The sequence below is a fragment of the Bacteroides sp. An51A genome (assembly GCF_002161565.1).
In the GTDB taxonomy this organism is placed as follows: Bacteria; Bacteroidota; Bacteroidia; order Bacteroidales; family Bacteroidaceae; genus Phocaeicola; species Phocaeicola intestinalis.
Genome location: NZ_NFIC01000002.1, coordinates 545451 through 570226, shown reverse-complemented (window position 1 = coordinate 570226; position 24776 = coordinate 545451). Strand labels below are relative to the sequence as shown.

Genomic DNA, 24776 nt, shown 5'->3' with positions numbered 1-24776 from the left:
ATGCAGAACTTTAAATTATTATCTGTGAAAATCTGCGTTAATCTGCGTTTCATATCTGATTACATGATTGCTTGAATCCGTTTGAGCGCTTCCGCCAGCTTCTCGTCTTTGGCGCAGAGCGAGATGCGGATATACCGCTTGCCGTTGCTTCCGAAGATGAATCCGGGGGTGATGAATACACGGGCTTCGTGCAATACCTTTTCGGTCAGGTCTTCCACATCGGCATACGTGTCGGGGATTTTCCCCCACAGGAACATGCCTACTTGTTCGGGGTCGAACGTGCAACCTAAGGCGTGCATGATTTCCTCTGCCAGCTTCCGGCGGCGAAAGTACACGTTATAGTTGGCTTCCTCGTGCCATTCCGCGCTGTTCCGGTATGCTTGCGCTGCGGCAAGCTGCAAGGGGCGGAACGTGCCCGAGTCGATGTTGCTCTTTATCTTCAGTATCCATTGGATGAATGTGGCATTTGTGGCAATCATACCTACACGCCAGCCCGGCATGTTGTGGCTTTTGCTCATCGAGTTGAACTCGATGCAGCACTCTTTCGCCCCTTCAATGTTCAGGATGCTGATGGGCTTGCGGTTCAGAATGAAGCTGTACGGGTTGTCGTTTACTATCACGATGTTGTGCCGGCGTGCGAAGTCTACCAGCTTTTGATACAGTTCCAAGGTGGCATTGGCTCCGGTGGGCATGTTCGGATAATTGGTCCACATAATCTTCACGCGGCTCAGGTCCATCCGTTCCAGTTCGTCGAAGTCAGGTTGCCAGTGATTATCTTCTCTGAGTGTATAGTTGACGATTTCGCTTCCCAGTATCTTGTTCAGGGATGTATAGGTAGGATAACCCGGATTGGGCACCAATACCTGATCGCCCGGATTCACCAAAGCCAGTGTCACGTGCAGGATGCCTTCCTTCGAGCCGATAAGCGGTTGGATTTCGGTATCCGGATTCAGGTCTACATCGTACCAGCGCTTGTACCAGTCTGCCATGGCACGGCGCAATTCAGGGATGCCTACGGTAGGCTGATAGCCGTGCGCGTCGGGTTTCTTGGCGTTCTCGCACAACACGTTGATGGTTTCTTCCGAAGGCGGCATGTCAGGGCTTCCGATACCCAAGCTGATGACGTCTTTTCCTTCGGCATTCATGCGTGCCACTTCTTTCAGCTTGCGGCTGAAATAATATTCGCTTACATTCGCCAGCCGGTCGGCAGGCTGGATGTTATAAAGTTGATTCTCCTTCTGCATATTCTCCTAATATTTTAAGTGCTTTGGTAAGCGGGGTTACAGCATCGATAGCTTGTTTATATCTCAGATAGTCGGTGAACATTACATCGACGTAGAACATGTATTCCCATTCGCGTCCGATGATGGGCAGCGACTGTATCTTGGTCAGGTTGATTTTATAGAACGAGAAGATAGACAAAACTTGCGAGAGGCTTCCTTCGTTATGGGGAAGAGAGAAAACGATACTCGACTTGTTCAGCTTCGGGCGTTCGCGTAAATCATCGGCTATCCAAGGGTCGCATACCACGAGAAAGCGGGTGAAGTTGTGTTTATTAGTTTCGATACCTTCTTGCAGGATTTTCATGCCATAGAGTTCGGCAGCATATTTCGAACAAATGGCAGCATGACCTTTCAGCCCTTTTTCTTTGATGTCTCGTGCACTGGCTGCGGTGTCTTCGGTTTCTACTACCTTCAGTTGCGGATGGTGCTGCAGGAAGTCACGGCATTGTGCCAGTGCTACAGGATGCGAGTTGACTTCGGTCAGTGTGCCCCAGTCTTCGCCGGGCAGGCACATAATGCTGTGGCTGATGCGCAATTTGTGTTCGCCTATGATGGTGGCTCCGCTATCACGAAGCAATTCATAGTTATGGAGCAGGCTACCCGCAATGGTATTTTCGATTGCCACCACTCCGAGGACGCTGTCGTCTTGCTTCATTTCGGCAAACACTTCTTCGAATGTGTTGCAACAAATCAGTTCGATGGTTTCATCCTTAAAGTATTTGTGGGCCGCAATGTCGTGATACGAGCCCAAGACTCCTTGTATGGCTACTTTTTTCATTTTCAAAATGCTTTAAATAAAAAAAATCCCGTCTTCGTTTCGGAAGCGGGATTTCGTATCATTTTTTAGTTTGGTTTTCTCTCTTGTTTGTTATCGTTTAACGTATGCATACAAACTCCCGCTTCACTTCATTGCTAAAGTAAAAGTAATAAAAGAAAAAGAAGAAGTATGTAGCAAATGTTTTCATACGTTTGTTTTGTTAGTTTGTTAGCTTTCTGGGTGCAAATGTAATACTTTTCTTTAAAAAACAAACAATTTATGAACTTTTTCTTGAAATAATTTTGGAGATAATCAGAATCGGCTACCTTTGTGAGCTGTTTTCGGGGAAGATTTGACACTGATTGATATCGGTGTCTGACCAATCGGTAAACGAACTTTCCTAACGTTTGATTTCTAGTCTTTATAATGGCTGATACCTAACATATACCGTATGATTTATAATTTTGATGAACAAATAGACCGTCGCGGCACGGATGCCGAGAAGATAGACGGCATGAGAGCAATTTGGGGAAGAAGTGATTTAATTCCGATGTGGGTGGCAGATATGGATTTTGCTACTCCTTCTTTTGTTGTTGATGCCATACGCCGGCGTTGTGAGTGTCCGGTGTTAGGATATACCGCAAAACCGGACAGTTATTATCAGGCTATTATCCGTTGGGTGAAGGCACGCTATGGTATGGAGGTGAAACAAAGCCAGCTTCATTATGTACCAGGTATTGTACCAGGGCTGGGGATGGCACTCAATGCCTTTACCCGTCCGGGCGATAAAGTGTTGATTATGCCTCCTGTCTATCATCCTTTTGCCTGGCTGGTGACCCGTAACCGGCGCGAATTGATTACGTGTCCGCTGGTATTGAAAGACGGGCATTACCGGATGGACTTGGAACTGTTTCGCCGATTGGCGAAAGACATAAAAGTATTTATCTTATGCAATCCTCATAACCCGGGAGGCGTGGTATGGACACGTAAGGAACTGGAAGCCATAGCGGCTATCTGTGCTGAAAACAATGTACTGGTATTCTCTGATGAGATACATGCCGACCTTACGCTTCCTCCCTACAAGCATGTGCCTTTTGCACTTATTTCGGAAGAAGCCCGTGAACATTCGGTTACGTTTATGGCCCCCAGTAAGGCTTTTAATATGCCGGGCTTGGCTGCTTCGCATGTCATCATATATAATAAGGAATTATTGAACCGTTTTCATACTTACGTGGAGGCAGGCGAACTGGATATGGGACACGTTTTTGCTTTCCTTGCAGTAGAGGCAGCCTATTCGCACGGCACGGAGTGGCTGGAACAATGTATCGCCTATATCCAAGGTAATATCGATTATGTAGACGAATGTCTGAAAACGCATATGCCCAAGATAAAGGCTATGCGTCCGATGGCATCCTACTTAATTTGGCTGGATTGCCGGGAACTTGGTTTACCGCAAAAAGAATTGAATGCTTTTTTTGTAGAAAAGGCTGGGCTGGCATTGAACGATGGAGAAATGTTCGGCAAAGAAGGCATTGGTTTCATGCGGATGAACGTAGGCTGTCCACGTGCTGTAGTAGAACGGGCGATGAAACAACTGGAAGCGGCATATCGCGGGTTACCAATTGCCTGAAATCCCTATCACAAATAGGAAAGTCCCTACCAATGTGTGGGGACTTTCTGTTGCAGGAGGAATTTTATCCTCCTATTTTTGTATCAAGAAATTTAAACCGTTACCCATATGAAGACAAAAAAATGTATATGGAGCCTGCTCCTTGTCATCTGTTGCCTGACATCATCGGCCATGGCTTCCGGATTGGGGGATATCCGCATCAATGCCCGCTTCCTTACCGACCGGATGGCGTTTGAACTGAATTTGACCCAAACACAGTACAACGATCTGTACGAGGTCAATTACGACTTTTTTCATTGCGTCGACCCGTATGTAGCCGCTATGGCACGTTCGGAGTCATATGCGCTTGATGCTTATTATCGTTATCTGGACGAACGGAACGATGACTTGCGCTGGATTTTGTCCAGTGCCGAGTATGTGCGGTTTATGGCATTGGATTATTTTTTCCGTCCGGTTTATGCGATGAACAATATCTGTTATCTGCGTGTTTACAAAATGTACCCCAATCGTACGTTCTTTTATTTCGACCGTCCGGCACACTACTTGACTTATTGTGGGGCACATAGCCGGCACCATTGTGGCGGAAGAAGTTTTTATCAGAAACGTTACCCAAGGGTGTACCATCATGCGATATATCGAGGAGATTTCCGTTGTCGTCCCGATAATAGGAAGCACGATTTTATGGCAAGGCGTCCATCCTCTGGACCCGGTTATCATTTTACCCCTGCGCATCGTCCTCCGCATCCGGCAATGAGTCCGGAGAAGCCCCACAGACCTGCGCATCGTCCGGACATCCGGCCTTCTCATCCGGCTAAACCACATCCCCGGCGTCCGAATGTAAAACCATCACGGACGGATAAACCCGGCAAACATCCGATAGCCAAGCCTGTACATCCGAACCGTAAACCACAGGCACGTCCGCGTTCGGAACGTCCGGAACGGAATGTATCAAAAGAAAGAGGCAACAGACTCTTGCACAGAACCTGAGGATGATGTATTTTTGTGGGTGATTAGTTGACAAGATACCCAGAATATGATGATATTGAAGCGAATCGGTATAGTGATAGTCTTGCTCGCGATATTTTCGGGAGCAGGACTTTTTTTGTTCCGTGGCACTTTGCTGCGTCATGTGGTAAAGGGAAAGATAGAAACTTATTCGGACCGTTATGGACTTCGGATAGCGTATGCTTCGTTAAAGATGCCTTCACTTGCTACGGTCCGGGTAGAAGGGGTAAGTGTGGTTCCTTTGCATCGGGATACGTTGTTGAAACTCCGTTCGGCAGAAGTTGAGCTCGAACTCTTACCTTTGTTGCAGGGAAATTTGTCGGTAAAAAGCATGCATACCGATGGCTTGACGTGCCGGTTTGTCAAATGCGGAGGTAAATCGAATTACGATTTGTTCTTTCAGCGTATACCACAGGAGCCGCGTGGGCAGGAAACAGAAGATGTTGTTCCTATCGGTTATGCCAGGCGGGTAGAACAAGCGTTGGGAGCATTGTTTCGTTTGCTCCCCGAAGATGCTACGCTTCGTCACACTACGTTTATGGGTGAGCGTGATTCACTTCAGACCGTTTTTATGATTCCGGACCTTGTATTGGAAGACCGGAAATTTGTTTCTGAAATCGCAGTATCGGAAGAGAAGATGAACGGGAAATGGCGAGTAGCAGGTACACTTGACTGCAAGACGCGCCTGATAGAAGGAAGTATTGCTTCGGCTGAATCCGGAAAGCGTATCGTGGTGCCTTATATTCTTCCGCATTACCAGACGTTTGTGGCATTCGACTCAGTGGCATTCAGTATGAAACAGGAACCGTTTTCGGCCGGCAATCAAACTCTTACCGGATATACCGAAGTGGGTGGGCTGGAAATACATCACAAGGCTTTGTCGCCCGACACGATTGGATTAGACAAGGGAGAAGTAGAATATATGGTACATGTCGGTGAACGTGCGTTCGAGTTGGATAGTGCTACTACCGTCCGTTTCAACCGCCTTTCGTTTCATCCTTTCGTGCGTGCCGACAAGACCGACAGATGGCACTTCACAGCATCTGTTCATCGTCCTTCTTTCCCGGCACAAGATTTGTTTGCTTCTCTTCCTTCTGCCCTGTTCAGTCATTTGCGGGGCTTGGAGGTAGAAGGAGAATTGAGTTATGACCTGAATGCCGATGTGGATTTCAACTGTCTTGACAGTTTGAAATTTTCTTCCAATCTTCGTGGGCACGGATTTCGTATTCATCGTATGGGGACTACCGACTTGTCACGGATGAGTACGGAGTTCGAGTATACGGCTTACGAGCACGACACCCCTGTGCGTACATTTGCCATTGGCCCGTCAAATCCTCATTTCCGTCCGCTTTCGTGCATTTCCCCTTTGCTTCAGATGGCAGTGATGCAATCCGAGGACGGTAGTTTTTATTATCACGATGGCTTTTATCCCGGTGCTATCCAAGAGGCATTGGCATATGATTTACAAAAAGGAGGGTTTGCCCGTGGAGGCAGTTCCATTACGATGCAGTTGGTAAAAAATGTTTTTCTGAATCGCCATAAGAATATTGCACGCAAGCTGGAAGAAGCCTTGATAGTCTGGCTTATCGAGTCGCAGCATCTCACCTCGAAAGAACGTATGTACGAAGTTTATCTGAATATTATCGAATGGGGACCGTTGGTATATGGGGCGGCCGAGGCAAGCCGTTTTTATTTCGAAAAAGAACCGTCTGAGCTGACGGTCAGTGAAGCTATTTTCCTGGCATCCATCATTCCACGGCCGAAACATTTCCGTTCGGTGTTTAATCCTGATGCCACATTGCGTGAAAATCAGTTGGGATATTATCGTGTCATTGCCCGGCGTCTTGCGGTCAAAGGACTGATGACGGAAGAGGAGGCTGAAGCATTTGTGCCTGATGTACAAATCAGAGGGGAGGCCCGTCAGCTGGTGCTTCAGCCAGACACACTGATATCGCCGGTACATGCTACTGCATGGGAGGCTGAATGAATATAGCTGCATCGTACGACGGATATAGCTGCCTTGCTTGTAAGATTATTAATCTTCATGCCGAAAGATTATTAATCTTCACGCTGTAAGATTAATAATCTTACAAACAATGCAGTTATATTGCGAAAAAGCCAATGTCTTGCTTGTCATGCCGGATGTGTAATCCGGCGTAATTGAAAAAGCTGATTTGCAACCCTGCGTGACACTGGAAACAGGCTTTGTTCTACTATAAGTTGTAATTGTAAGGATCTAAAATTAAAGCCGGACGATACATCACGTACCATCCGGATTTGATTGTTTTTTGTCGTTTATACCGACTTGTTAGTTTTCTTTTACTTCCCATCCCAAAGCGCTGGCGCCTAATACGGCTGCATCAGCATCTTTCAGTTGAGAAAGAAGTATTTTTGTTTTGCCTTTGAAGATGTTCAGCACATTGTCTTCCATAGCTTTCTGGATAGGCTTCATGATGTAATCGCCCGATTTGGCCAATCCTCCGAACAGGATGATGGCTTCAGGGCTGGAGAAAGCAATGAAATTAGCCAGCGCACGGCCCAATATGTCGCCCGTGAACTCAAAAATATCTTGAGCCAGCTTGTCGCCTTTTACGGCTGCATCATAAACGTCTTTCGATTGGATTTCTTCGGCCGGGACATTGCGCAGCAGGCTGGGCTCGGAACGTGCTACCAGAAATTCGCGTGCCGTACGTGCCACACCGGTTGCTGAACAATAAGTCTCCAGACATCCTTTACGGCCGCATCCGCAGATACGTCCTTCCTTGTCTACGATGACGTGACCCAGTTCGCCTGCGAATCCATCGTGACCGTATACCAGTTGTCCATTAATGACAATACCGCTTCCTACGCCTGTACCTAAAGTAATCATGATAAAGTCTTTCATACCGCGTGCGGCTCCATAGGTCATTTCACCGATGGCAGCTGCATTGGCATCGTTGGTCAGGGCAGTAGGAATACCCAGACGTTCTTCGAACATGGCAGCCAGGGGGATGATGCCTTTCCATGGCAGGTTAGGCGCAAATTCGATAGTGCCACTATAATAATTGCCGTTGGGCGCACCTACACCCATCCCTTTGATTTTGTCGGAACCTCCGAATTGTTCCAATAACGGACGCATCCGCTCGCATACGGCATCGACGTAATCTTCTACTTTTTCAAATTGGTGTGTCTTGATAGAATCGGAAGCCAGTACGGTTCCGCGTGAATCAACAATACCGAACACGGTGTTTGTTCCACCGATGTCCATACCTACTACGTAGGGTTTTTCCATATTTGTTGCCATGACATTAAATCGTTTAAAGGTTAGTTATGAGAACAAAAGTAAGCAATCGGGCACAACGGAGCAAATTTTTAATGAATTTATTTAAGCTGTTGCGTAACTTTTTATATCTTAGCAGCGTCTAAAGGGCATAAAAACGAAAGAAAAACCAAAGTTTTACATTATGATACAACTAAAGGATATCAATAAAACTTACCACAACGGAGCTCCGCTTCATGTGTTGAAAGGCATTGATTTGACTATCGGGAAGGGAGAATTTGTTTCTATTATGGGAGCTTCAGGTTCGGGAAAATCCACCTTATTAAATATATTGGGCATTCTTGACAATTATGATTCGGGTGAATATTACCTGAATGATGTGCTTATCAAAAATCTGAGCGAGACGCGTGCAGCCGAATACCGCAACCGGATGATCGGGTTTATTTTTCAATCGTTCAACTTGATTTCGTTCAAGAATGCCATGGAGAACGTGGCCCTACCGCTTTTCTACCAAGGTGTGAACCGAAAGAAACGGAACGAACTGGCTATGGAATACCTCGACAAGCTGGGACTGAAAGAGTGGGCACACCATATGCCCAACGAACTTTCGGGCGGGCAAAAGCAACGTGTGGCCATTGCGCGTGCTTTGATATCGAAGCCGCAGATTATTTTGGCTGATGAACCTACCGGTGCACTGGACAGCAAGACTTCGGTGGAAGTGATGAATATCTTGAAAGACCTGCATGACCGGGAGGGACTGACCATCGTGGTGGTGACGCACGAGAGTGGCGTGGCCAACCAGACGAACAAGATAATCCATATCAAAGACGGCGTCATTGAACGTATTGAAGACAACATTGACCATAACGCTTCACCTTTCGGACAAAATGGTTTCATGAAATAAGTAATCTTATGGTAGACTTAATACAAGAAATATATGGCACCATTATGCGTAATAAATTGCGCACGGCTCTGACGGGCTTTTCGGTGGCATGGGGGATATTTATGCTTATTGTGTTGCTGGGTGCAGGCAACGGACTGATACATGCCTTCGAAGGACAATCGGAAGATATGCTAATGAACTCGATGAAAATCTATCCGGGATATACTTCAAAGCCGTTTCAAGGCATGCAGGAAGGAAGAAGCATTTCACTGGATAACCGTGACCGGGAGTTGAGTGCTACGGCTTTTCCCGAACATGTCATTGCTACGGGGGCTACGGTGAGCCAGAGCGATGTCACTCTAACCTATGGCAAAGAGTTTTTAAGCATAGGGGTGGATGGGGTATTTCCCAATTATCCAGAACTGGAAGCAATGAAACTGAAAGAAGGGCGTTTCATCAACGAACGCGATATGGCAGAACGCCGCAAAGTGATGATTCTCCATGAAAAGACTGTAGGAATGCTTTTTCCGCAAGGACATGCAATAGGAAAATACGTCAATGCCAGTGGAGTCGGTTATCAGATAGTCGGGGTCTATAAGGACCAGAATAGCTTCTCGCCTACTGCGCTTGTACCTTTTACTACCTTACAGACGGTGTACAGTAAGGGAGACAGTATTGACAACATTATGTTTACCACCAAGGGCTTGACAAACGAAGCCGACAATGATGCTTTCGAAGCCGACTATCGCCGTATGCTGGGAAGCCAGAAACAATTCGACCCGTCTGACGACAGTGCCATTTGGATATGGAACCGCTTCACGCAATACCTTCAGCAGCAGACTGCCACAAAGATCTTGCATATAGCCATTTGGGTAATCGGAATTTTTACTTTATTAAGCGGCATTGTGGGCGTGAGCAACATTATGCTGATAACGGTACGCGAACGTACGCACGAGTTCGGTATTCGTAAGGCGTTGGGAGCAAAGCCTTTGTCTATTCTCCGGCTGATTATTTCAGAAAGTGTGACCATTACGACTTTTTTCGGATACCTTGGCATGGTAGCAGGTATAGCGGTGACCGAGTATATGAACATGGTGGCAGGTAAGCAGACCATGGATATGGGAGTGTTTTCAATGACTTTCTTTGAAAATCCGACGGTCGACCTTTCCATTGCCATTGAAGCTACTTTGACATTGATTATTGCAGGAACATTAGCTGGACTTTTTCCTGCATTGAAAGCTGTAAAAATCCGTCCGATAGAGGCATTGAGGGCAGACTAGTACATTGACAAGAGAAATATTTAAGTTATGAAACAGTTCGATTTAGATGTTTGGGAAGAGATATTGGTTACCATTACCCGTAACAAAACCCGCAGTTTGCTGACAGCTTTCGGTATCTTTTGGGGGATTTTTATGCTCATTGCACTGATGGGGGGAGCGCAAGGCATGCAGCAGATGCTTTCGCGGGAATTTGAAGGATTTGCCACCAATTCAGGATTCATGGGTGCGAACAAGACCAGCAAGGCTTATAAAGGATTCCAGCAAGGACGGTACTGGGATTTGGAAAATAGTGATGTAGACCGTGTCCGCCGGAGTGTAAACGAAGTAGATATTATTACTCCCAGCTTGGCAAAGTGGGGAGTGGATGTGATTTATAATGAGCAGAAAATTTCGGGAACATTGAAAGGGCTTTATCCCGAATATGGCAAGATAGAGGAACCGATGATTACTTACGGACGATACTTGAATGACATGGATGTGAAAGACCGGCGCAGGGTATGTGTCATAGGAAAACGTATCTACGAGACGCTTTTTCCCGGTAAGGAGAATCCGTGTGGAAGGTTCATCAAGATTAATGGCATCTATTATCAGGTAATTGGAGTAAGTGTTTCATCGGGGAATATTTCTATAAACGGGCGTTCGGAAACTTCTGTGACTATCCCTTTCACTACGATGCAGCAAAACTATAACTTCGGGCAAAAGGTGCAACTCTTGTGTTATACCGCCCGCAAGGGATACTCTATCAGCGAGGTGGAAAAGAAAGTGGCACAAGTGGTGAAACGTGCGCATTACATTCATCCCGATGACAGCCAGGCAATGATACAGGTGAATGCAGAGGCTATGTTCAGTATGATGGACAATTTGTTTTCGGGTATCCGTATCCTGGGATGGATGGTAGGATTAGGTACCCTGCTTGCAGGTGCCATCGGTGTGAGCAATATCATGATGGTAACGGTAAAAGAACGTACGGTGGAAATAGGTATCCGCCGTGCCATCGGTGCCCGGCCGAATGATATTCTGCAACAGATTCTTTCAGAAAGCATGGTTTTGACCATCCTTGCCGGTATGGCGGGAATTGCTTTTGCAGTCTTCTTGCTGAATGTGGTCGAGGTAGGAACTTCCGAGCCGAATGCACCCACACATTTCTTGATTAGTTTTTGGGAAGCTGTCGGGGCATGTGTCCTTTTGCTTTTCCTTGGCTTGCTTGCGGGACTGGCTCCTGCTTATCGTGCAATGTCGGTAAAGCCGATTGATGCGATTCGTGACGAGTGACGCCTACCACAGACTGCACTGATTTAAAAAATAAAAACGGGAATAGAAAATTTGCCATAAGAGTGCACAGACGAGGAAATCTTTTTTATCTGTGTAATCTGTAGTGAACAAAAAAAAGAAACAAATAAAAACCATAACCTATATGAAGAAGTTTATGAAAATTGCTGTACTGGTTCTGATAGCCATTGTGTTTATTGGGACATTTGTATTTCTTTATCAGAAATCGCAGCCGGAAAAAGTGAGTTATCAAGTGTTGAAGGCAGAAACCAAAGACTTGGTACAGACTACTGTTGCCACGGGAAAGATAGAGCCACGTGACGAGGTGGAAATCAAGCCACAAATATCGGGTATCATAGCTGAAGTGTATAAAGAGGCAGGACAGACCGTGAAAGAAGGTGAGGTTATTGCCAAAGTAAAAGTGATTCCTGAACTGGGCACACTTAATGCGGCAGAGAGCCGGGTCCGGCTGGCAGAGATGAACGGCAAACAGGCAGAAATCGATTTGGAACGTATGGAAAAACTTTACCAAGGTAAGCTGGTAAGTAATGAAGAATACGAAAAGACGTTGCTTGCTGCCAAACAGGCACGTGAAGAACTTCAGGCAGCAAAAGACAATCTGGAAATCGTGAAAGAAGGCATTACGAAAAACAGTGCTTCATTCAGTAGTACGTTGATACGTTCTACGATTACCGGATTGATATTGGATGTACCTATCAAGGTGGGAAATTCGGTGATAATGAGTAATACCTTCAATGACGGAACGACGATTGCTACTGTGGCAGATATGAGTGACTTGATATTCCGTGGAAATGTAGATGAGACTGAAGTGGGACGTATCCGCGAAGGGATTCCAGTGAAAATCACCTTAGGAGCCTTACAGAATATGAAGTTTGATGCCGTATTGGAATATATATCTCCTAAAAGTACAGAAAATAATGGCGCCAATCAGTTTGAAATCAAAGCTGCTATCGATGTGCCCGATAGTGTGACTATCCGTTCGGGGTACAGCGCCAATGCAGAGATGGAATTGCAACATGTTGACGGCGCGTTAACTGTTCCCGAAAGTGCCGTCGAATTTAGCGGTGATTCTACTTTTGTTTATGTATTGACAGACAGTGTGCCTGACCAGAAGTTCAAACGCCAGCAAATCGTAACAGGTATCAGTAATGGCATCGATACGGAAGTGAAACAAGGATTAAAGTCCGGTGACAAGGTTCGCGGACTGAAAATAGAAGACCAATAAATATTCGCGATGATGAAATTCAGTTATTTATTTATAGGGATAGGAGCCATGTGTATGCCTGTGCATGCTCAGCAGGCATGGACATTGAAGAAATGCATTGATTATGCCATCGAACATAACCTAACCATCAAGCAGCAGGAAGCTTCTGCCGAGCAGAGCAAGATAGAACTGAGCACAGCGAAAAACAGCCGTCTGCCCGATCTGAACGGAAGTGCATCGCACTCTTTTAGCTTCGGCCGAAGTTTGCAGGCAGACAATACTTACAATAGCATCAATACCCAAAATACAGGCTTCAGCCTTTCTACCAGTGTACCGCTTTTTACCGGATTGCAGATTCCTAACAACATTGCCCTCTCGAAACTTAACCTGCAGGCGGCTCTTGAAGACCTGAATGCTGCTAAAGAAAATGTCAGTATACAAGTGGCATCCAGTTATTTGCAGGTCTTGTTTAATGACGAATTGGCACGTGTGGCGCACGAACAGGTCGACCTCAGCCGTGAAATGCTGGTACAGCGCGAAGCTTATTTCCGAAATGGCAAGGCCTCGGAGTCGGAACTATATGAGGCTAAGTCACGCGTGGCTCAAGATGAGTTGTCGGCAGTGCAGGCAGACAACGACTATCAGTTGGCATTGCTTGACCTCAGTCAACTGCTTGAGTTACCTTCTCCTGACGGATTTGCTATCGTTTCGCCCCAAACTGATGCCGTGGAGAATTTGGGCACCCCGCTTCCACCTGCTGAAATCTATGCCGATGCCTTGCTGATAAAGCCTGTCATCAAGGCGGCGCAATATCGTTTGGAAGGAGCACAAAAGAGCATCCGCATCGCACAAAGTGCTTACTATCCTCAGCTGAGTTTAGGAGCAGGGTTGAGTACTAATTATTATAAAATGTCAGGCATGGACAATGCAGGCTTCGGTTCACAGCTGCGAGATAATTTTAGCCAGTATGTGGGGCTGACATTGAGCATCCCTATCTTCAACCGTCTGGCAACGCGCAATCGTGTACGGAGTGCACGCATCCAACAAACTACGTTGGGATGGCAACTGGAAGATAGCAAAAAAACTTTGTACAAGGAAATACAACAGGCGTATTATAATACGTTGAGTGCGCAGACACAATACACCAGTAGCCGTACTGCAGCCGAAGCTGCTAAGGCATCATTCGACTTAATGAAAGAACGTTACATGAATGGCAAGGCGAATGCTACCGAGTTTAATGAGTCGCGCACGGCATGGATGCGTGCGGTGTCCGATCAGCTGCAGGCGAAATACAACTATATCTTCCGCTTCAAAATACTAGACTTTTACCGTGGCGTGCCTTTGGAGCTGAAATGATGTGCTAAATTTCTTGGCAGTACTGATTCAGAAAAAGGATAATCCTCTTCGTTGAAGAAGATTATCCTCTTTTTTTGAATGTTCGCATAGAAGAAACTGTTTTGAACTTATCATGTGCTGATTGGGGTTTGCAGACTTTCATTTTTTATATGTCGAAACACATAGGATTTATAAATTTGTAATGGTGAGTACACCTGTAGTTAATCAGACGCCGCTGAATGCGCTGAAGCCGCCGTCTACAGCCAATACAGCACCCGTGATGAAGCTGGCAGCATCACTACATAAGAACTGTACAGCACCGTTCAGTTCAGAAATATCACCAAACCGCCGCATCGGGGTTTTGGCAATGACCTTCTTGCTACGGTCGGTTAACGAACCGTCGGGGTTTATCAGGATGGCACGGTTCTGGTTGCCGATGAAGAAACCGGGGGCGATGGCATTGACACGGATTTTCTCGCTGAACTTGATTGCCATTTCCTGTGCCATCCAGCGTGTAAAGTTTTCTACAGCACTTTTCGCCATTGAATAACCAGGTACACGGGTGATGGATTCGTAGGCAGCCATCGAAGAAACGTTAACGATAGCACCACTCTGTTGCTTTGCCATGATTTCACCGAACACCAGACAAGGGTAAACCGTTCCGTTCAGGTTCAGGTCAACCACTTTGTCCAAATCTTCAACTTTCATGTCGAAGATGTTTTGGTCTACTGTCAGTGTACCACCTGGAATATTTCCTCCTGCGGCATTGACCAAAATGTCTACTCGTCCCCACTGGGCCAGTACTTCGTCTTTTACTGCATTCAGACTTTCAATGTCGAGTACGTTACATACTGTACCTCTTATTTCACCTCCTGTCTGTTTCAGGCGTTCTACAGCTGCATCTACGCGGTCTTTGTGGGCACCGATAATGATTACTTTAGCACCGGCACGTAAAAAACCTTCTGCAATATTACTCCCTAACACACCGGAGCCGCCGGTTACGACGGCTACTTTTCCGGCAATACTGAAAATTTCGTTCATAATGTTTTTACTTTAATTAAATGGATATTTAGATTGGTTGTTTATTCGCTTGCCTGCGTTGACGAGTACAATCGCGGCAGATTCCCTTCGCCATATAGTTGATACTGTGCATGTCGAAACCTTCGGGCAGATTTACCACAGGAATGTGTATTCCTTTAAAACAGAATGTACGGTGACACACTTCGCAATAAAAATGCGTATGCATGTCGTCAATGCTGCATGCATTTTCTCCCGAACAGATTTCGTATTTCAGCGACCCGCTGCCGTCTTCGATGTCATGTATCAGATGGTGGGCAAGAAAAGTGTTTAAGGTACGAAATATAGTTGATTTATCAACCGTTTCGAGTATTGTCTCTAAGTCAAGCAACGAAACCGGATGTTCAGCTTCTACCATTGCCTTGAATACTAAAAGACGTATGGAAGTAGGTTTTACGCTTTTCTTTTCCAGCCGGTCAATATAGTATTGGTTATTTTCCATAAAAACGGATATCTTTATTTATTATTGCATTTCTTCGGCCACTATTTCTCCACTGTAACGGATTGGTTGCCTGTTGTGCATCGTGACAGAAACCGTTACAGAACCTCCTGTAGAAATGTCGAGATAAAAATCGAAAACATCTTCTTCGGTTTTCGAAGAAAAGCGGACTTCGTATCCTTTCTTTTTCTTTTCAAGGCAAAAGCCCGTAATTTCCGATTGGAAATGTAAGCCTTTTCCACCTCCGTAAGGCACCGAGTAAGCTCTTCCGAAATAGGGAAGATATACGTCTACCGAGTCGTTTTTCATCTTCAGGCTGTAAGAACTTGTCAACGGAATACTCCTTCCCCGCATGGGATAAGCCATCGATACATCTACCGTGAAACAACGGTTGTCCAGTTGTTTCTCAATGTAAATTTCGGTTGTATCCTTTTTTGTCTCACTTGCCTGCGTTCCGGCATTTCCGGTCAAGCATACACATGCCCAAAGTATGAAAAGCAAACAGATTTTTCTCATTTGTTTTTGTTTATGCTGATTTCGGATTGCAAGTTAGCTAAAAAAAATGAGAACTTACCTTATAAAATGAATAATTGTTTGGATAAATAAAGATAAACTTAGGTATTTGGCTATATTAGATTGGATAATTTTGTTTGGAGAAATTCAAAACAACTCCGAAGTGTTGGTGTGAGAGAACATGTAAAATGAATTGTGCCCAACATTTATCGGGCACAATTCATTGTTTAATATGAGCCGTGTTAACGTACTTGGATAACCAGATAGCGTGATACACTCCAGAACTGGCTGGGGTTTGTGATTTTCAGAGTCAACTGTCCTTTGTCATCTTTTACCAGTTCGTATGAACCTTCAGGATGTGTAGTCAGCAGTTCAGCGCGTTTGGAGTAAAGTTTGATTTCTTTGTCCTGACGGATATCAATTTCAGTAAAATAATCCTTGTTAAATTCGTTATCTTTTAATACATCTCCACGTTTCAGGATTTTCTGGTCTTTCAGTTCCGATTTTGTTCCGAATACATACCAGGCAGTATTCAGTGCCTTGTCTTGTGCCACTACAGTTTCTGTTTTGGCTTCATTTTCTGCCGTCAGTTCGTCTACGTTTTTGTTCAAGTCGGCTACAGCTTCATCCAGTTCAGCAATGCGGATGTTTTTCGAAGCCAGTTCTGCCTGCAAGGTTTCTATTTGCTTTTGTTTCGATTCCAGTTCAGCGGTCAGGTTCTGGATTGCTTTTTTCAGTTGTGCAGACTGGTAGTTGCTATTTTGCAGCTGTTTCTCCAGTTCTGCAATTCGTGCACGATTGGCTTGCAATTTCTGGCTGATGAAACGGATATCTTCCTTGATTTTCTCTGCACTCGATTTGCTTTCCATTGCATCACCTTTCAAGTCAACACGGTTTTCGGCTTCATTAATTTCGCGGAAGCCTTCTTGTATCTCGTTGAAAGCTCCCATAATCTCATCGAGTTCTGCATCCCGATTAGACAATTCCAGCATCAATGAGTCGTTTTGAACTTGTAATGCGTCTTTTTTCTGCCCCGAATTTGTACAGGAAGCCAATAAGGCTGCTGCGCATAGCGAAAATAAAACAACTTTCTTCATAGTTTCTTATCTGTTTAGAATTTATACTTTTATTTTTCTTTCCCTGCAAGTATGATTACTATTTCTCCTTTAGGTTCGGCAACGGTGAAATGCGCTATTACTTCTGCAAGCGTCCCTCGTACGCTTTCCTCATGTATTTTTGAAATTTCCCGACAAACAGAAACCTGCCGTTCTTCACCGAAAAGTTCGGCGAATTGGGTTAAGGTTTTTACCAGCCTGTATGGAGATTCATAAAATATCATCGTCCGTGTCTCTTCTGCCAGTGAGTTCAAACGTGTCATCCGTCCTTTTTTCTGAGGCAAGAAACCTTCGAAACAGAAGCGTTCATCCGGCAGTCCTGAGGCTACCAATGCCGGAACAAAGGCTGTTGCCCCCGGCAGGCATTGCACTTCGATGCCGTTCCTTACGCATTCGCGGACAACCAGAAATCCCGGGTCGGAAATGCCTGGCGTGCCTGCATCCGATATCAAGGCGATGTTTTCTCCAGCCTTGAGCCGCGTGATGATGCTCTCCAGTACCTGATGTTCATTGAACTTATGGTAAGATTGCAGGGCGTTCTTGATTTCGAAGTGCTTCAGCAGAATACCCGATGTGCGGGTGTCTTCCGCTAAAATCAAGTCGACCTCTTTCAGCACCCGTATGGCACGCAATGTCATGTCTTCTAAATTGCCTACTGGAGTAGGTACTACATACAGTTTACCCATATTTGTCATTTATAATATAGCAAAGGTAGAAAGTTTTTGATTGTATGTGTTAATTTGCTCCATTATTTAACAGAAGTTGTATTATTCTAGCCTAAAACATCGTTTTTTAGTCTGGACTGTATTCTTTTTTACTTTAGAAAACGTACTTTTGCAACCGCAATTATTCAAACAGAAGATCATATCATGGTAGTATTTTCAGAAGACCATACACAAGAGACTTTTCGTCGTGGACGAATTGAGGTGATATGCGGTTCGATGTTTTCGGGTAAAACTGAAGAACTGATACGCCGCCTGAAGCGTGCAATGTTTGCTCGTCAACAAGTAGAAATATTCAAACCAGCTATCGACACACGCTATTCGGAGGCGGAAGTGGTGTCACACGATAATAATTCCATTAAGTCAACTCCGGTAGAAACATCAGCGAGCATTCTTTTGCTTGGCTCCGAAATTGATGTGGTTGGTATTGATGAAGCACAATTCTTTGATGAAGGCTTGATAGGTATCTGCAACGAACTGGCTAACCGCGGGGTACGGGTTATCATCGCCGGTTTAGATATGGATTACAAAGGTGTTCCTTTCGGTCCGATACCCGGATTGTGTGCCATAGCCGATGAAGTGACGAAAGTGCATGCTATTTGTGTGAAATGTGGTGATTTGGCATATATTTCTCACCGCACGGTAGCGGATGACAAGCGTGTGTTGCTTGGCGAAAAAGAAGAATACGAGCCTTTATGCCGGAGATGTTACCAAAAAGCGTTACGAGGGAAATCTGGTAGGGAAACAGAGTAAGGAGGTCGGGGAAAGAACCGAAAAATGAAATAATCAGAAAAAAAACTTCAAAAGTTTTGCCAGTTCAAGAAAAGTGTCTATCTTTGCACCCGCAATCAGAAATGATGGCAAAACAGGTTTGATTCGCTAGCTCAGCAGGTAGAGCACAACACTTTTAATGTTGGGGTCTTGGGTTCGAGCCCCAAGCGGATCACTCAAACAAAAAGCAAAACAATGAAAACCGCTGATAATCAATCATTATCAGCGGTTTTTCTTTTTATCCATACCGCAAATTGAAGCAGAATACCGCATCTTACTGGAGGTGAAATAGGTGGACTTGATTTCCACTTAAAAACAAGTCCACCTGATTGGATTATATTTCACTGATTCTCTGCGTTTTGCATAGAACAAACTCTTTTCAAAACATGTATTTTTACACCATCAAAAAAAGAAGAGTATGGCAATGCAAAGAAACTATTTTACGGTATTGTTTTTCCTGAAGAAATCAAAGCTGCTAAAAAATGGAGAAGCACCAATCTGTATGCGTATCACAATAAACGGAAAACGTGCAGAGGTACAAATCAAGTTACTTATTCCATTTATGATAATTACAATTTCAGGAACATTCTTAAGACCTCCATTTCTGCTATTTGTTGCAAACTCATCAATAGCCCCTATACCAGGAACAAACATGGAATCAGAAAACAAATGGAAGGATCTGCTTAGGGCTATTAGATATGACAAGTATAACAATAGTTGGTTAATATATACTTCAGATGGAATGTATGAATTTAAAGACTTATGGACCTCAGAAAGAATATCAAGACTAAATACTCCACCCATAAGTGTCATGGGATTAAACGTAATGGAGCAAATCAATGAAGATGAATGGATTATAGGCTCCTTTAGTGGCCTGTATATATGGAATAAAACTTTTGAAACATATTATGATGCTTTAAACAACAATATAGAAGCTCAAAGTTATGGTTTGCCTTTCTCTAATAATCAAGTATCAGGTCTTGTTTTCTACAACAATGAGCAAACAATACTATTTGATTATAATAATGGAGCTAGCACAATCGAATCTAAAAATGGTTTTATCAAAATGCCAGACAAATACAAAACAAGGCCAATGTCACTATGGAATCTGTCTTTAGAAATACATACTGGCAGAATTGTTACCTTTTTAGGAATCATGACATTACTAATACCATGCATATTAGGTATCACAATTATTATAATTCTTATAAGCGGTTGGAAAATAAGTAAATTAAAATGCTTTATTAGGAGTGCAACTTCTTATATAAAGAAAGTATATAAATAATTTTAAAGTTTATCATATAAATAGGGATATACGGAATTAAGTATTGTTTATGCTTTTTATAATAGACAATACTTGTTCCGTATAATGGATATAAAATTCAGTTATTTATTAACAACGATTTTCTATTAACAAACTTAAATGCAGGTAAAAGAAATAATACAGCAAACGTCCAAGCAATGGGGTCTCCAAAACAAATAGCCCAGAATTTGAATATGGGGACTGCAAAAACACTAACAAATGTCCTTGCCAGCATTTCTGATATTCCGGAAAACAAAGCCAGTCGAGTATAACCTACCCCTTGGATAGTATATCTGAATATAAATGAAACTCCCAATACAATAAAGAATATTGCAGAAATCCTTATGAACAAAGCTGCATTCTCAATAACATCAATCTCTGAGGAATCAATAAACAACAGAACCAATTCTTTTGAGAAACTCCAAACAATTATATTCAATATTAAAACACATACTATTACTATTTTTAAAGCTGATTTTATTCCTAACCATATTCTTTCAGGTTTTCCAGCACCATAGTTCTGTCCACTATAAGTAGCCATAGCTATACCAAGACTTTCAAGCAAACAGACAAAAAATATTTTAATTCTCATTGCGGAAGTATATGCAGCAATATAAACAGTTCCAAGAAAATTATTGGCACTTTGCAGCATAATCATCCCTATAGCTATTATTGAAACCTGCAGTCCCATAGGAATACCTATATACAATAACTGCCTTGCAATTCTTAAATCAAATTTTTTATCGTGTTTGGAACCCTTAAGTATATCATACTTTCTGTAAATGTATATATAACAAAGTAAGGCTGATATTCCTTGTGAAAGCACCGTTGCAATAGCTGCACCAGTTACACCCCAATCCAATAAGAGAATAGTCAATAAATCCAATAATATATTTATCAGAGTTGATAAAGCCAAAAACAAAAAAGGTGTTCTACTATCTCCAATAGCACGTAGAATACTTGAAAAAAGATTATAGAAGAAAGTAAATGGAATACCCAAAAATGTAATGAGCAAATATATATAAGCTTTATTCATTATCTTTTCAGGAGTTTTCATCCAACCCAATATATCCGAGCACAACAGGCTTGTTATTATGGCAATCATTATAGACATTACTGCTGAAATCTTCAGACTAATAAAAATATATCTACGCAATGTCAAATAATCATGTGCACCAAATTTCTGAGCCATAGGGATTCCAAAACCACAACAACAGCCTGTACAAAATCCCAATATAAGGGTTATCACAGAAGTACCTGCACCAACAGCCGCAAGAGAGTTTATACCTAAAAATTTACCAACTATTACTGCATCAACTATAGAGTATGTCTGCTGGAGAAGATTGCCCAACAAAAGAGGGACTGTAAAATTAATCAAAACAGTCAATGGAGATCCAGATGTCATATCTCTATTACTTGCTATTTTCAACATACCAGAATTTATATACTTAAAAATGACTACTAAATAAAAAAATCCCCCAGACAGGGGATTCCTTCATTTAGATCTTACTACAATATAAAAACAGTATTCTCAAGCTATATCATAAAATCAGTTAGCTTTCAAATACATATCTTCTAAACATTGTATTCCTGATTGTGTTCTAAATATCTTATTTCTTACATTCTCAATCATTTCAGCAGAGAATCCATCCTCGAATATATTAACAAGAAAGTCTGCTTCAACAAGCAACTGATAATCTATTCCACTGATATTTGTATATGTGTGATGATGACCGACTAACCAACAAACCCGTTCTATCTGTTCACATGTATAATTACCTGTTTTTATCAAGAGTTTCTCCGCTTCTGCCGGACCTTCAAGTTCCTGGTGTTTTCCATCACAAACTCCATACTTCTGTTCACATATACGTATGCCAATATCATGAACAATTGCTGCTGTTTCAAGAATAAAAAGAGTTTCTTCGTCCAATTGTTCTTGTCTTCCAAGCAATGAAGCAAAATTATATACTTTGATAAAATGTTGTATTCGTTTAGCATCACCCCGATAGTATTCTATCATAGAGGAAATTAGCTGCAAATGTGTTGTATTCATAATTTCATTCTGTAAAAATAGGATTTACGTCATAATTAATCATCTTACCCATTCTCTCTCCAATTTCTCAAATTGAGGAAATAGAATATTATTTTCAATGAATATATGCTCAAATAAATCCTCTACAAACGTTTCCAGTTCAACCATCATCTGTTCATAATTTATACAAAGATTTTCATCCGGTACTCTAAAACCGTTTGTAATCTTTCTCAAATGCATATAGCGCATCCTTTCATTTTCATGCTCCATTGTCATTACTCTGATAGGATTTGAAATTGTTCCACAATGCATAGTCTCTATATATTCTTCATTATGTGAAGCATCGAACAATTCATACAAATATGGGAATAACACACTCTCTTCTTTCTGAAAATGCGATTCCAATTCGTGCATTGACAACTTAACCTGATTAAACAATTCATTTAATTCAGGATATTCCATTCCATAATTGTCCTTCACATTCTCAATCATAGAAAGAAGATAAGCCCCTTTTTCCTTTGTATTCCTGTGATGATACTTTATAATATAATCTAAAAGCAAATCTAAAGGCCATAAATAAAATGGTGTTCCCTGATGTGATATATTTTCCAAATCGTGGAGGACTTCATCTATATTAGCGCTATTTTCTCCAGATAAATCTTCCAAACTCATATTTCCATTGCAATAGTCTATCCCATATCTGAAGAAAACAGACGCACTTGCAGAGTTTTCTAAGACAATATCCTTTACTTTCTTACATCTAAGTTCCATAAAATCAATATCTATTTTAAAATATTATGCAATAATCATTTTATATATCAAGATTTCACACTCTAGATAATTAATAACATCAAACAATATATCACCTATTATTTCTGTCTTGAGAGATATTCATTCTATATCTGAGATTTTCTTTCTGTAATTTAGTATAATTCTTGTAGAATGGAAAAACCGGCCCAAAACCTGTCCCGAAAGAAAATTTTGCTCCATAACTTATGGCCTTATGAATAAAATCTTCAGATTTATCTATTGCATCAATAATATTCCATCCTCTTGCTAAATAAGTAGCAATAGATGATGCGAACATATCACCCGTTCCATTCACATTCTTTGTTTTAATTATAGGTTTAATATATTCCCTAAAATCACCATTTTGTGGACAATAAAAATAATCTGCAAGTTTATCTTTATATGGCACAGATTTTATTATCACAGAATTACCCCAAATAGAAAGTTCCTTCAAGTCGTCTAGAATCCCATGTATATTCAATTTTCGCCCGAGTAGAATCTCTGCCTCTCGCATATTAGGTGTAATGATAGTGGCTAGTGGCATCAGTTTCTTTTTATAACAAAAAATAGCTTCATCTTCAAGAAGTTGATCACCCGAGGAACTAACCATAACAGGATCTACCACCAACGGTATACCAGCATAGTTTTTTATCGTCTCAGAGACTTTCAATACCAAATCTTTCGAATACAGCATTCCAGTCTTAATACAGTCGGCCTCGACATCCTCCATAAAAGACTGTATTTGAGACACTACCATATCAACAGGTATTAAACAAACATCCTTTACATGCTCTGTATCTTCATCAACAACACATGTGATAGCCCCTGCAGCGTATCCTCCACATGCAGATATTGCCTTGACATCTGCCTGTATCCCTGCAGAGCCAAGAGGTTCACTACCTGCTATAACAAAAACCCTGTAAGGGACCTTTCCTTCCTTAATCATTCTTACATCCTAATTTATCCAAACAACATACTAACTTATCAATGAAATAATCAACTTCCGACTTTGTAATACATAATGGAGGCAATATTCTCAGAATATTCCTACCAGAATATCCGGTAAAGATATGGTGATTGAACAGAAGCATCTCTCGGATCTTTGACACAGATATGGCAAACTCAACTCCTATCATTAGCCCACGTCCTCTAACATCAGTGATTAATGGCGATTCAATAGAACGCAGTTTGTGTATGAAATAATCTCCCACATTATTTGCATTTTCTATCAGGTTTTCAGTTTTCATGACCTGTATCACCGACAATGCAGCAGCACACCCAAGATGATTACCGCCAAATGTAGTTCCAAGCATTCCCTTACGAGGTTTGAAAACGTCACTTATCAGAACACCTGAAAATGGAAAGCCGTTGGCTATACCTTTGGCTACAGTAATGATATCCGGTTTAATGCCACTCCATTGATGAGCAAAGAACTTTCCTGTACGCCCGTAGCCAGACTGTATTTCATCCATAATTAGAATTGCGCCATATTGTATAGTCAGCTTACGCAATTCTTTAAGAAAATCATCCTCTGGAACTCTTATTCCACCAACCCCAGAAATACCTTCTATTATTACAGCACAAACATCTCCACTACGCAATACACTTTCCACCTCAGCTATATCCATTCCTGAAAAATATACATTATCATTGCAATTAAGAGGAGCTGTGATCAAAGGATTGTCTGTTACCTCTACTGCTGCTGATGTACGACCATGAAAAGAGTTTCTGAATGCTATCACCTTTTTCTTTCCGGTATGGAACGAGGCTAGTTTAAGGGCATTCTCATTTGCCTCAGCTCCAGAATTTACAAAAAATGCACTATAATCAGAATACCCGGAGATTTCCCCCAATTCATATGCAAGCTTCTCCTGAAGTTTATTAACTACTGAGTTAGAGTAAAACATCAGATTCTGCATCTGCTCATACATACATTTTACAAGGTACGGATGAGAATGCCCTATTGATATTACAGCATGTCCACCATAAAAATCCAAATATGAATTACCGTTGTCATCGTAAACATAACAACCAGAACCCCTAACAATATTTATAGGGAATATAGAATAAACATCAAACAAATTCATAA

The 24776-nt window shown here is 42.4% G+C and carries 23 protein-coding genes and 1 tRNA gene; 11 read left to right on the top strand and 13 right to left on the bottom strand.

The window, feature by feature from the left end; genetic code table 11:
• Nucleotides 1-59: 59 nt before the first annotated feature.
• Nucleotides 60-1244 carry an aminotransferase class I/II-fold pyridoxal phosphate-dependent enzyme gene (locus tag B5G04_RS06050; protein WP_087248948.1) on the bottom strand — a complete coding sequence of 395 codons (1185 nt, stop codon included), beginning with the start codon at nt 1242-1244 and terminating at the stop codon, nt 60-62.
• Complete coding sequence (locus B5G04_RS06045) at nt 1219-2061, bottom strand: prephenate dehydratase (protein ID WP_022039590.1); 843 nt, start codon at nt 2059-2061, stop codon at nt 1219-1221. Before B5G04_RS06045 ends, B5G04_RS06050 begins: the two co-directional genes overlap by 26 nt.
• 430 nt (nt 2062-2491) lie before the next feature.
• On the opposite strand from B5G04_RS06045, the gene B5G04_RS06040 reads away from it, so the two are divergent.
• From B5G04_RS06040 to B5G04_RS06030, 3 genes are all read left to right on the top strand, one after another.
• A complete protein-coding gene (locus B5G04_RS06040; protein ID WP_087208775.1) occupies nt 2492-3670 on the top strand; it encodes a PatB family C-S lyase in 1179 nt (392 codons plus the stop codon).
• Between the two features lie 108 nt (nt 3671-3778).
• The gene (locus B5G04_RS06035; RefSeq protein WP_087248946.1) at nt 3779-4657 is read left to right on the top strand and encodes a hypothetical protein; all 879 of its coding nucleotides are present in this window, start codon (nt 3779-3781) and stop codon (nt 4655-4657) included.
• Nucleotides 4658-4703: 46 nt separating this feature from the next.
• Complete coding sequence (locus tag B5G04_RS06030; RefSeq protein WP_087248944.1) at nt 4704-6662, top strand: biosynthetic peptidoglycan transglycosylase; 1959 nt, start codon at nt 4704-4706, stop codon at nt 6660-6662.
• A gap of 321 nt (nt 6663-6983) precedes the next feature.
• On the opposite strand, the gene B5G04_RS06025 is transcribed toward B5G04_RS06030, so the two are convergent.
• Entirely contained in the window at nt 6984-7958 is a 975-nt protein-coding gene (locus B5G04_RS06025; protein ID WP_087248942.1) for an ROK family protein, read from the bottom strand.
• A gap of 160 nt (nt 7959-8118) precedes the next feature.
• Here B5G04_RS06025 and B5G04_RS06020 point away from each other — a divergent pair, with 160 nt between their 5' ends.
• The 5 genes from B5G04_RS06020 (at nt 8119) to B5G04_RS06000 (ending at nt 13947) form a co-directional block, all read left to right on the top strand.
• Nucleotides 8119-8838 carry an ABC transporter ATP-binding protein gene (locus B5G04_RS06020; RefSeq protein WP_022039062.1) on the top strand — a complete coding sequence of 240 codons (720 nt, stop codon included), beginning with the start codon at nt 8119-8121 and terminating at the stop codon, nt 8836-8838.
• An 8-nt stretch (nt 8839-8846) separates the two neighbouring features.
• Entirely contained in the window at nt 8847-10097 is a 1251-nt protein-coding gene (locus B5G04_RS06015) for an ABC transporter permease (RefSeq protein ID WP_087248940.1), read from the top strand.
• Nucleotides 10098-10124: 27 nt separating this feature from the next.
• Complete coding sequence (locus B5G04_RS06010) at nt 10125-11369, top strand: ABC transporter permease (RefSeq protein WP_022039060.1); 1245 nt, start codon at nt 10125-10127, stop codon at nt 11367-11369.
• A gap of 142 nt (nt 11370-11511) precedes the next feature.
• Nucleotides 11512-12612, top strand: a complete 1101-nt coding sequence (locus B5G04_RS06005; RefSeq protein ID WP_022039059.1) for an efflux RND transporter periplasmic adaptor subunit — start codon at nt 11512-11514, stop codon at nt 12610-12612.
• A gap of 12 nt (nt 12613-12624) precedes the next feature.
• Complete coding sequence (locus tag B5G04_RS06000; protein WP_022039058.1) at nt 12625-13947, top strand: TolC family protein; 1323 nt, start codon at nt 12625-12627, stop codon at nt 13945-13947.
• Between the two features lie 204 nt (nt 13948-14151).
• On the opposite strand, the gene B5G04_RS05995 is transcribed toward B5G04_RS06000, so the two are convergent.
• From B5G04_RS05995 to rsmI, 5 genes are all read right to left on the bottom strand, one after another.
• Nucleotides 14152-14967: an SDR family oxidoreductase gene (locus B5G04_RS05995; RefSeq protein WP_022039057.1), complete on the bottom strand. Its 816-nt coding sequence runs from the start codon at nt 14965-14967 to the stop codon at nt 14152-14154.
• A gap of 28 nt (nt 14968-14995) precedes the next feature.
• Nucleotides 14996-15445, bottom strand: coding sequence for a transcriptional repressor (locus B5G04_RS05990; protein ID WP_022039056.1), 450 nt, complete (start codon nt 15443-15445; stop codon nt 14996-14998).
• 21 nt (nt 15446-15466) lie between these two features.
• Nucleotides 15467-15958 (bottom strand): DUF4251 domain-containing protein, encoded by a 492-nt coding sequence (locus B5G04_RS05985; RefSeq protein WP_087208766.1) that lies wholly within the window; start codon nt 15956-15958, stop codon nt 15467-15469.
• Between the two features lie 239 nt (nt 15959-16197).
• Nucleotides 16198-17052 (bottom strand): hypothetical protein, encoded by an 855-nt coding sequence (locus tag B5G04_RS05980; RefSeq protein WP_022039842.1) that lies wholly within the window; start codon nt 17050-17052, stop codon nt 16198-16200.
• Nucleotides 17053-17081: 29 nt separating this feature from the next.
• Nucleotides 17082-17756, bottom strand: a complete 675-nt coding sequence (gene rsmI, locus B5G04_RS05975; protein ID WP_022039841.1) for a 16S rRNA (cytidine(1402)-2'-O)-methyltransferase — start codon at nt 17754-17756, stop codon at nt 17082-17084.
• A 183-nt stretch (nt 17757-17939) separates the two neighbouring features.
• On the opposite strand from rsmI, the gene B5G04_RS05970 reads away from it, so the two are divergent.
• From B5G04_RS05970 to B5G04_RS20400, 3 genes are all read left to right on the top strand, one after another.
• Nucleotides 17940-18545 carry a thymidine kinase gene (locus B5G04_RS05970; protein ID WP_022039840.1) on the top strand — a complete coding sequence of 202 codons (606 nt, stop codon included), beginning with the start codon at nt 17940-17942 and terminating at the stop codon, nt 18543-18545.
• Between the two features lie 120 nt (nt 18546-18665).
• A tRNA-Lys gene (locus B5G04_RS05965) sits at nt 18666-18738 on the top strand.
• A gap of 243 nt (nt 18739-18981) precedes the next feature.
• Nucleotides 18982-19848, top strand: a complete 867-nt coding sequence (locus B5G04_RS20400) for an Arm DNA-binding domain-containing protein (protein ID WP_239414034.1) — start codon at nt 18982-18984, stop codon at nt 19846-19848.
• A gap of 97 nt (nt 19849-19945) precedes the next feature.
• Here B5G04_RS20400 and B5G04_RS05955 read toward each other — a convergent pair whose 3' ends face one another.
• The 5 genes from B5G04_RS05955 to B5G04_RS05935 form a co-directional block, all read right to left on the bottom strand.
• Nucleotides 19946-21289, bottom strand: coding sequence for an MATE family efflux transporter (locus B5G04_RS05955; RefSeq protein WP_087248957.1), 1344 nt, complete (start codon nt 21287-21289; stop codon nt 19946-19948).
• A 126-nt stretch (nt 21290-21415) separates the two neighbouring features.
• On the bottom strand, nt 21416-21919 hold the full coding sequence (locus B5G04_RS05950; RefSeq protein WP_072530493.1) for an HD domain-containing protein: 504 nt from the start codon (nt 21917-21919) through the stop codon (nt 21416-21418).
• Nucleotides 21920-21958: 39 nt separating this feature from the next.
• Entirely contained in the window at nt 21959-22669 is a 711-nt protein-coding gene (locus tag B5G04_RS05945) for a DUF542 domain-containing protein (RefSeq protein ID WP_087248939.1), read from the bottom strand.
• 91 nt (nt 22670-22760) lie between these two features.
• Complete coding sequence (gene thiD, locus B5G04_RS05940) at nt 22761-23633, bottom strand: bifunctional hydroxymethylpyrimidine kinase/phosphomethylpyrimidine kinase (protein WP_072530490.1); 873 nt, start codon at nt 23631-23633, stop codon at nt 22761-22763.
• Nucleotides 23626-24774 carry an aspartate aminotransferase family protein gene (locus B5G04_RS05935; RefSeq protein WP_072542228.1) on the bottom strand — a complete coding sequence of 383 codons (1149 nt, stop codon included), beginning with the start codon at nt 24772-24774 and terminating at the stop codon, nt 23626-23628. Before B5G04_RS05935 ends, thiD begins: the two co-directional genes overlap by 8 nt.
• Nucleotides 24775-24776: the final 2 nt, after the last annotated feature.

Coding starts and splice junctions, on each gene's coding strand:
- B5G04_RS06050 (WP_087248948.1), bottom strand. CDS start 1,244: ATGCAGAAGGAGAATCAACTTTATAACATCCAGCCTGCCGACCGGCTG.
- B5G04_RS06045 (WP_022039590.1), bottom strand. CDS start 2,061: ATGAAAAAAGTAGCCATACAAGGAGTCTTGGGCTCGTATCACGACATT.
- B5G04_RS06040 (WP_087208775.1), top strand. CDS start 2,492: ATGATTTATAATTTTGATGAACAAATAGACCGTCGCGGCACGGATGCC.
- B5G04_RS06035 (WP_087248946.1), top strand. CDS start 3,779: ATGAAGACAAAAAAATGTATATGGAGCCTGCTCCTTGTCATCTGTTGC.
- B5G04_RS06030 (WP_087248944.1), top strand. CDS start 4,704: ATGATGATATTGAAGCGAATCGGTATAGTGATAGTCTTGCTCGCGATA.
- B5G04_RS06025 (WP_087248942.1), bottom strand. CDS start 7,958: ATGGCAACAAATATGGAAAAACCCTACGTAGTAGGTATGGACATCGGT.
- B5G04_RS06020 (WP_022039062.1), top strand. CDS start 8,119: ATGATACAACTAAAGGATATCAATAAAACTTACCACAACGGAGCTCCG.
- B5G04_RS06015 (WP_087248940.1), top strand. CDS start 8,847: ATGGTAGACTTAATACAAGAAATATATGGCACCATTATGCGTAATAAA.
- B5G04_RS06010 (WP_022039060.1), top strand. CDS start 10,125: ATGAAACAGTTCGATTTAGATGTTTGGGAAGAGATATTGGTTACCATT.
- B5G04_RS06005 (WP_022039059.1), top strand. CDS start 11,512: ATGAAGAAGTTTATGAAAATTGCTGTACTGGTTCTGATAGCCATTGTG.
- B5G04_RS06000 (WP_022039058.1), top strand. CDS start 12,625: ATGAAATTCAGTTATTTATTTATAGGGATAGGAGCCATGTGTATGCCT.
- B5G04_RS05995 (WP_022039057.1), bottom strand. CDS start 14,967: ATGAACGAAATTTTCAGTATTGCCGGAAAAGTAGCCGTCGTAACCGGC.
- B5G04_RS05990 (WP_022039056.1), bottom strand. CDS start 15,445: ATGGAAAATAACCAATACTATATTGACCGGCTGGAAAAGAAAAGCGTA.
- B5G04_RS05985 (WP_087208766.1), bottom strand. CDS start 15,958: ATGAGAAAAATCTGTTTGCTTTTCATACTTTGGGCATGTGTATGCTTG.
- B5G04_RS05980 (WP_022039842.1), bottom strand. CDS start 17,052: ATGAAGAAAGTTGTTTTATTTTCGCTATGCGCAGCAGCCTTATTGGCT.
- rsmI (WP_022039841.1), bottom strand. CDS start 17,756: ATGGGTAAACTGTATGTAGTACCTACTCCAGTAGGCAATTTAGAAGAC.
- B5G04_RS05970 (WP_022039840.1), top strand. CDS start 17,940: ATGGTAGTATTTTCAGAAGACCATACACAAGAGACTTTTCGTCGTGGA.
- B5G04_RS20400 (WP_239414034.1), top strand. CDS start 18,982: ATGGCAATGCAAAGAAACTATTTTACGGTATTGTTTTTCCTGAAGAAA.
- B5G04_RS05950 (WP_072530493.1), bottom strand. CDS start 21,919: ATGAATACAACACATTTGCAGCTAATTTCCTCTATGATAGAATACTAT.
- B5G04_RS05945 (WP_087248939.1), bottom strand. CDS start 22,669: ATGGAACTTAGATGTAAGAAAGTAAAGGATATTGTCTTAGAAAACTCT.
- thiD (WP_072530490.1), bottom strand. CDS start 23,633: ATGATTAAGGAAGGAAAGGTCCCTTACAGGGTTTTTGTTATAGCAGGT.
- B5G04_RS05935 (WP_072542228.1), bottom strand. CDS start 24,774: ATGAATTTGTTTGATGTTTATTCTATATTCCCTATAAATATTGTTAGG.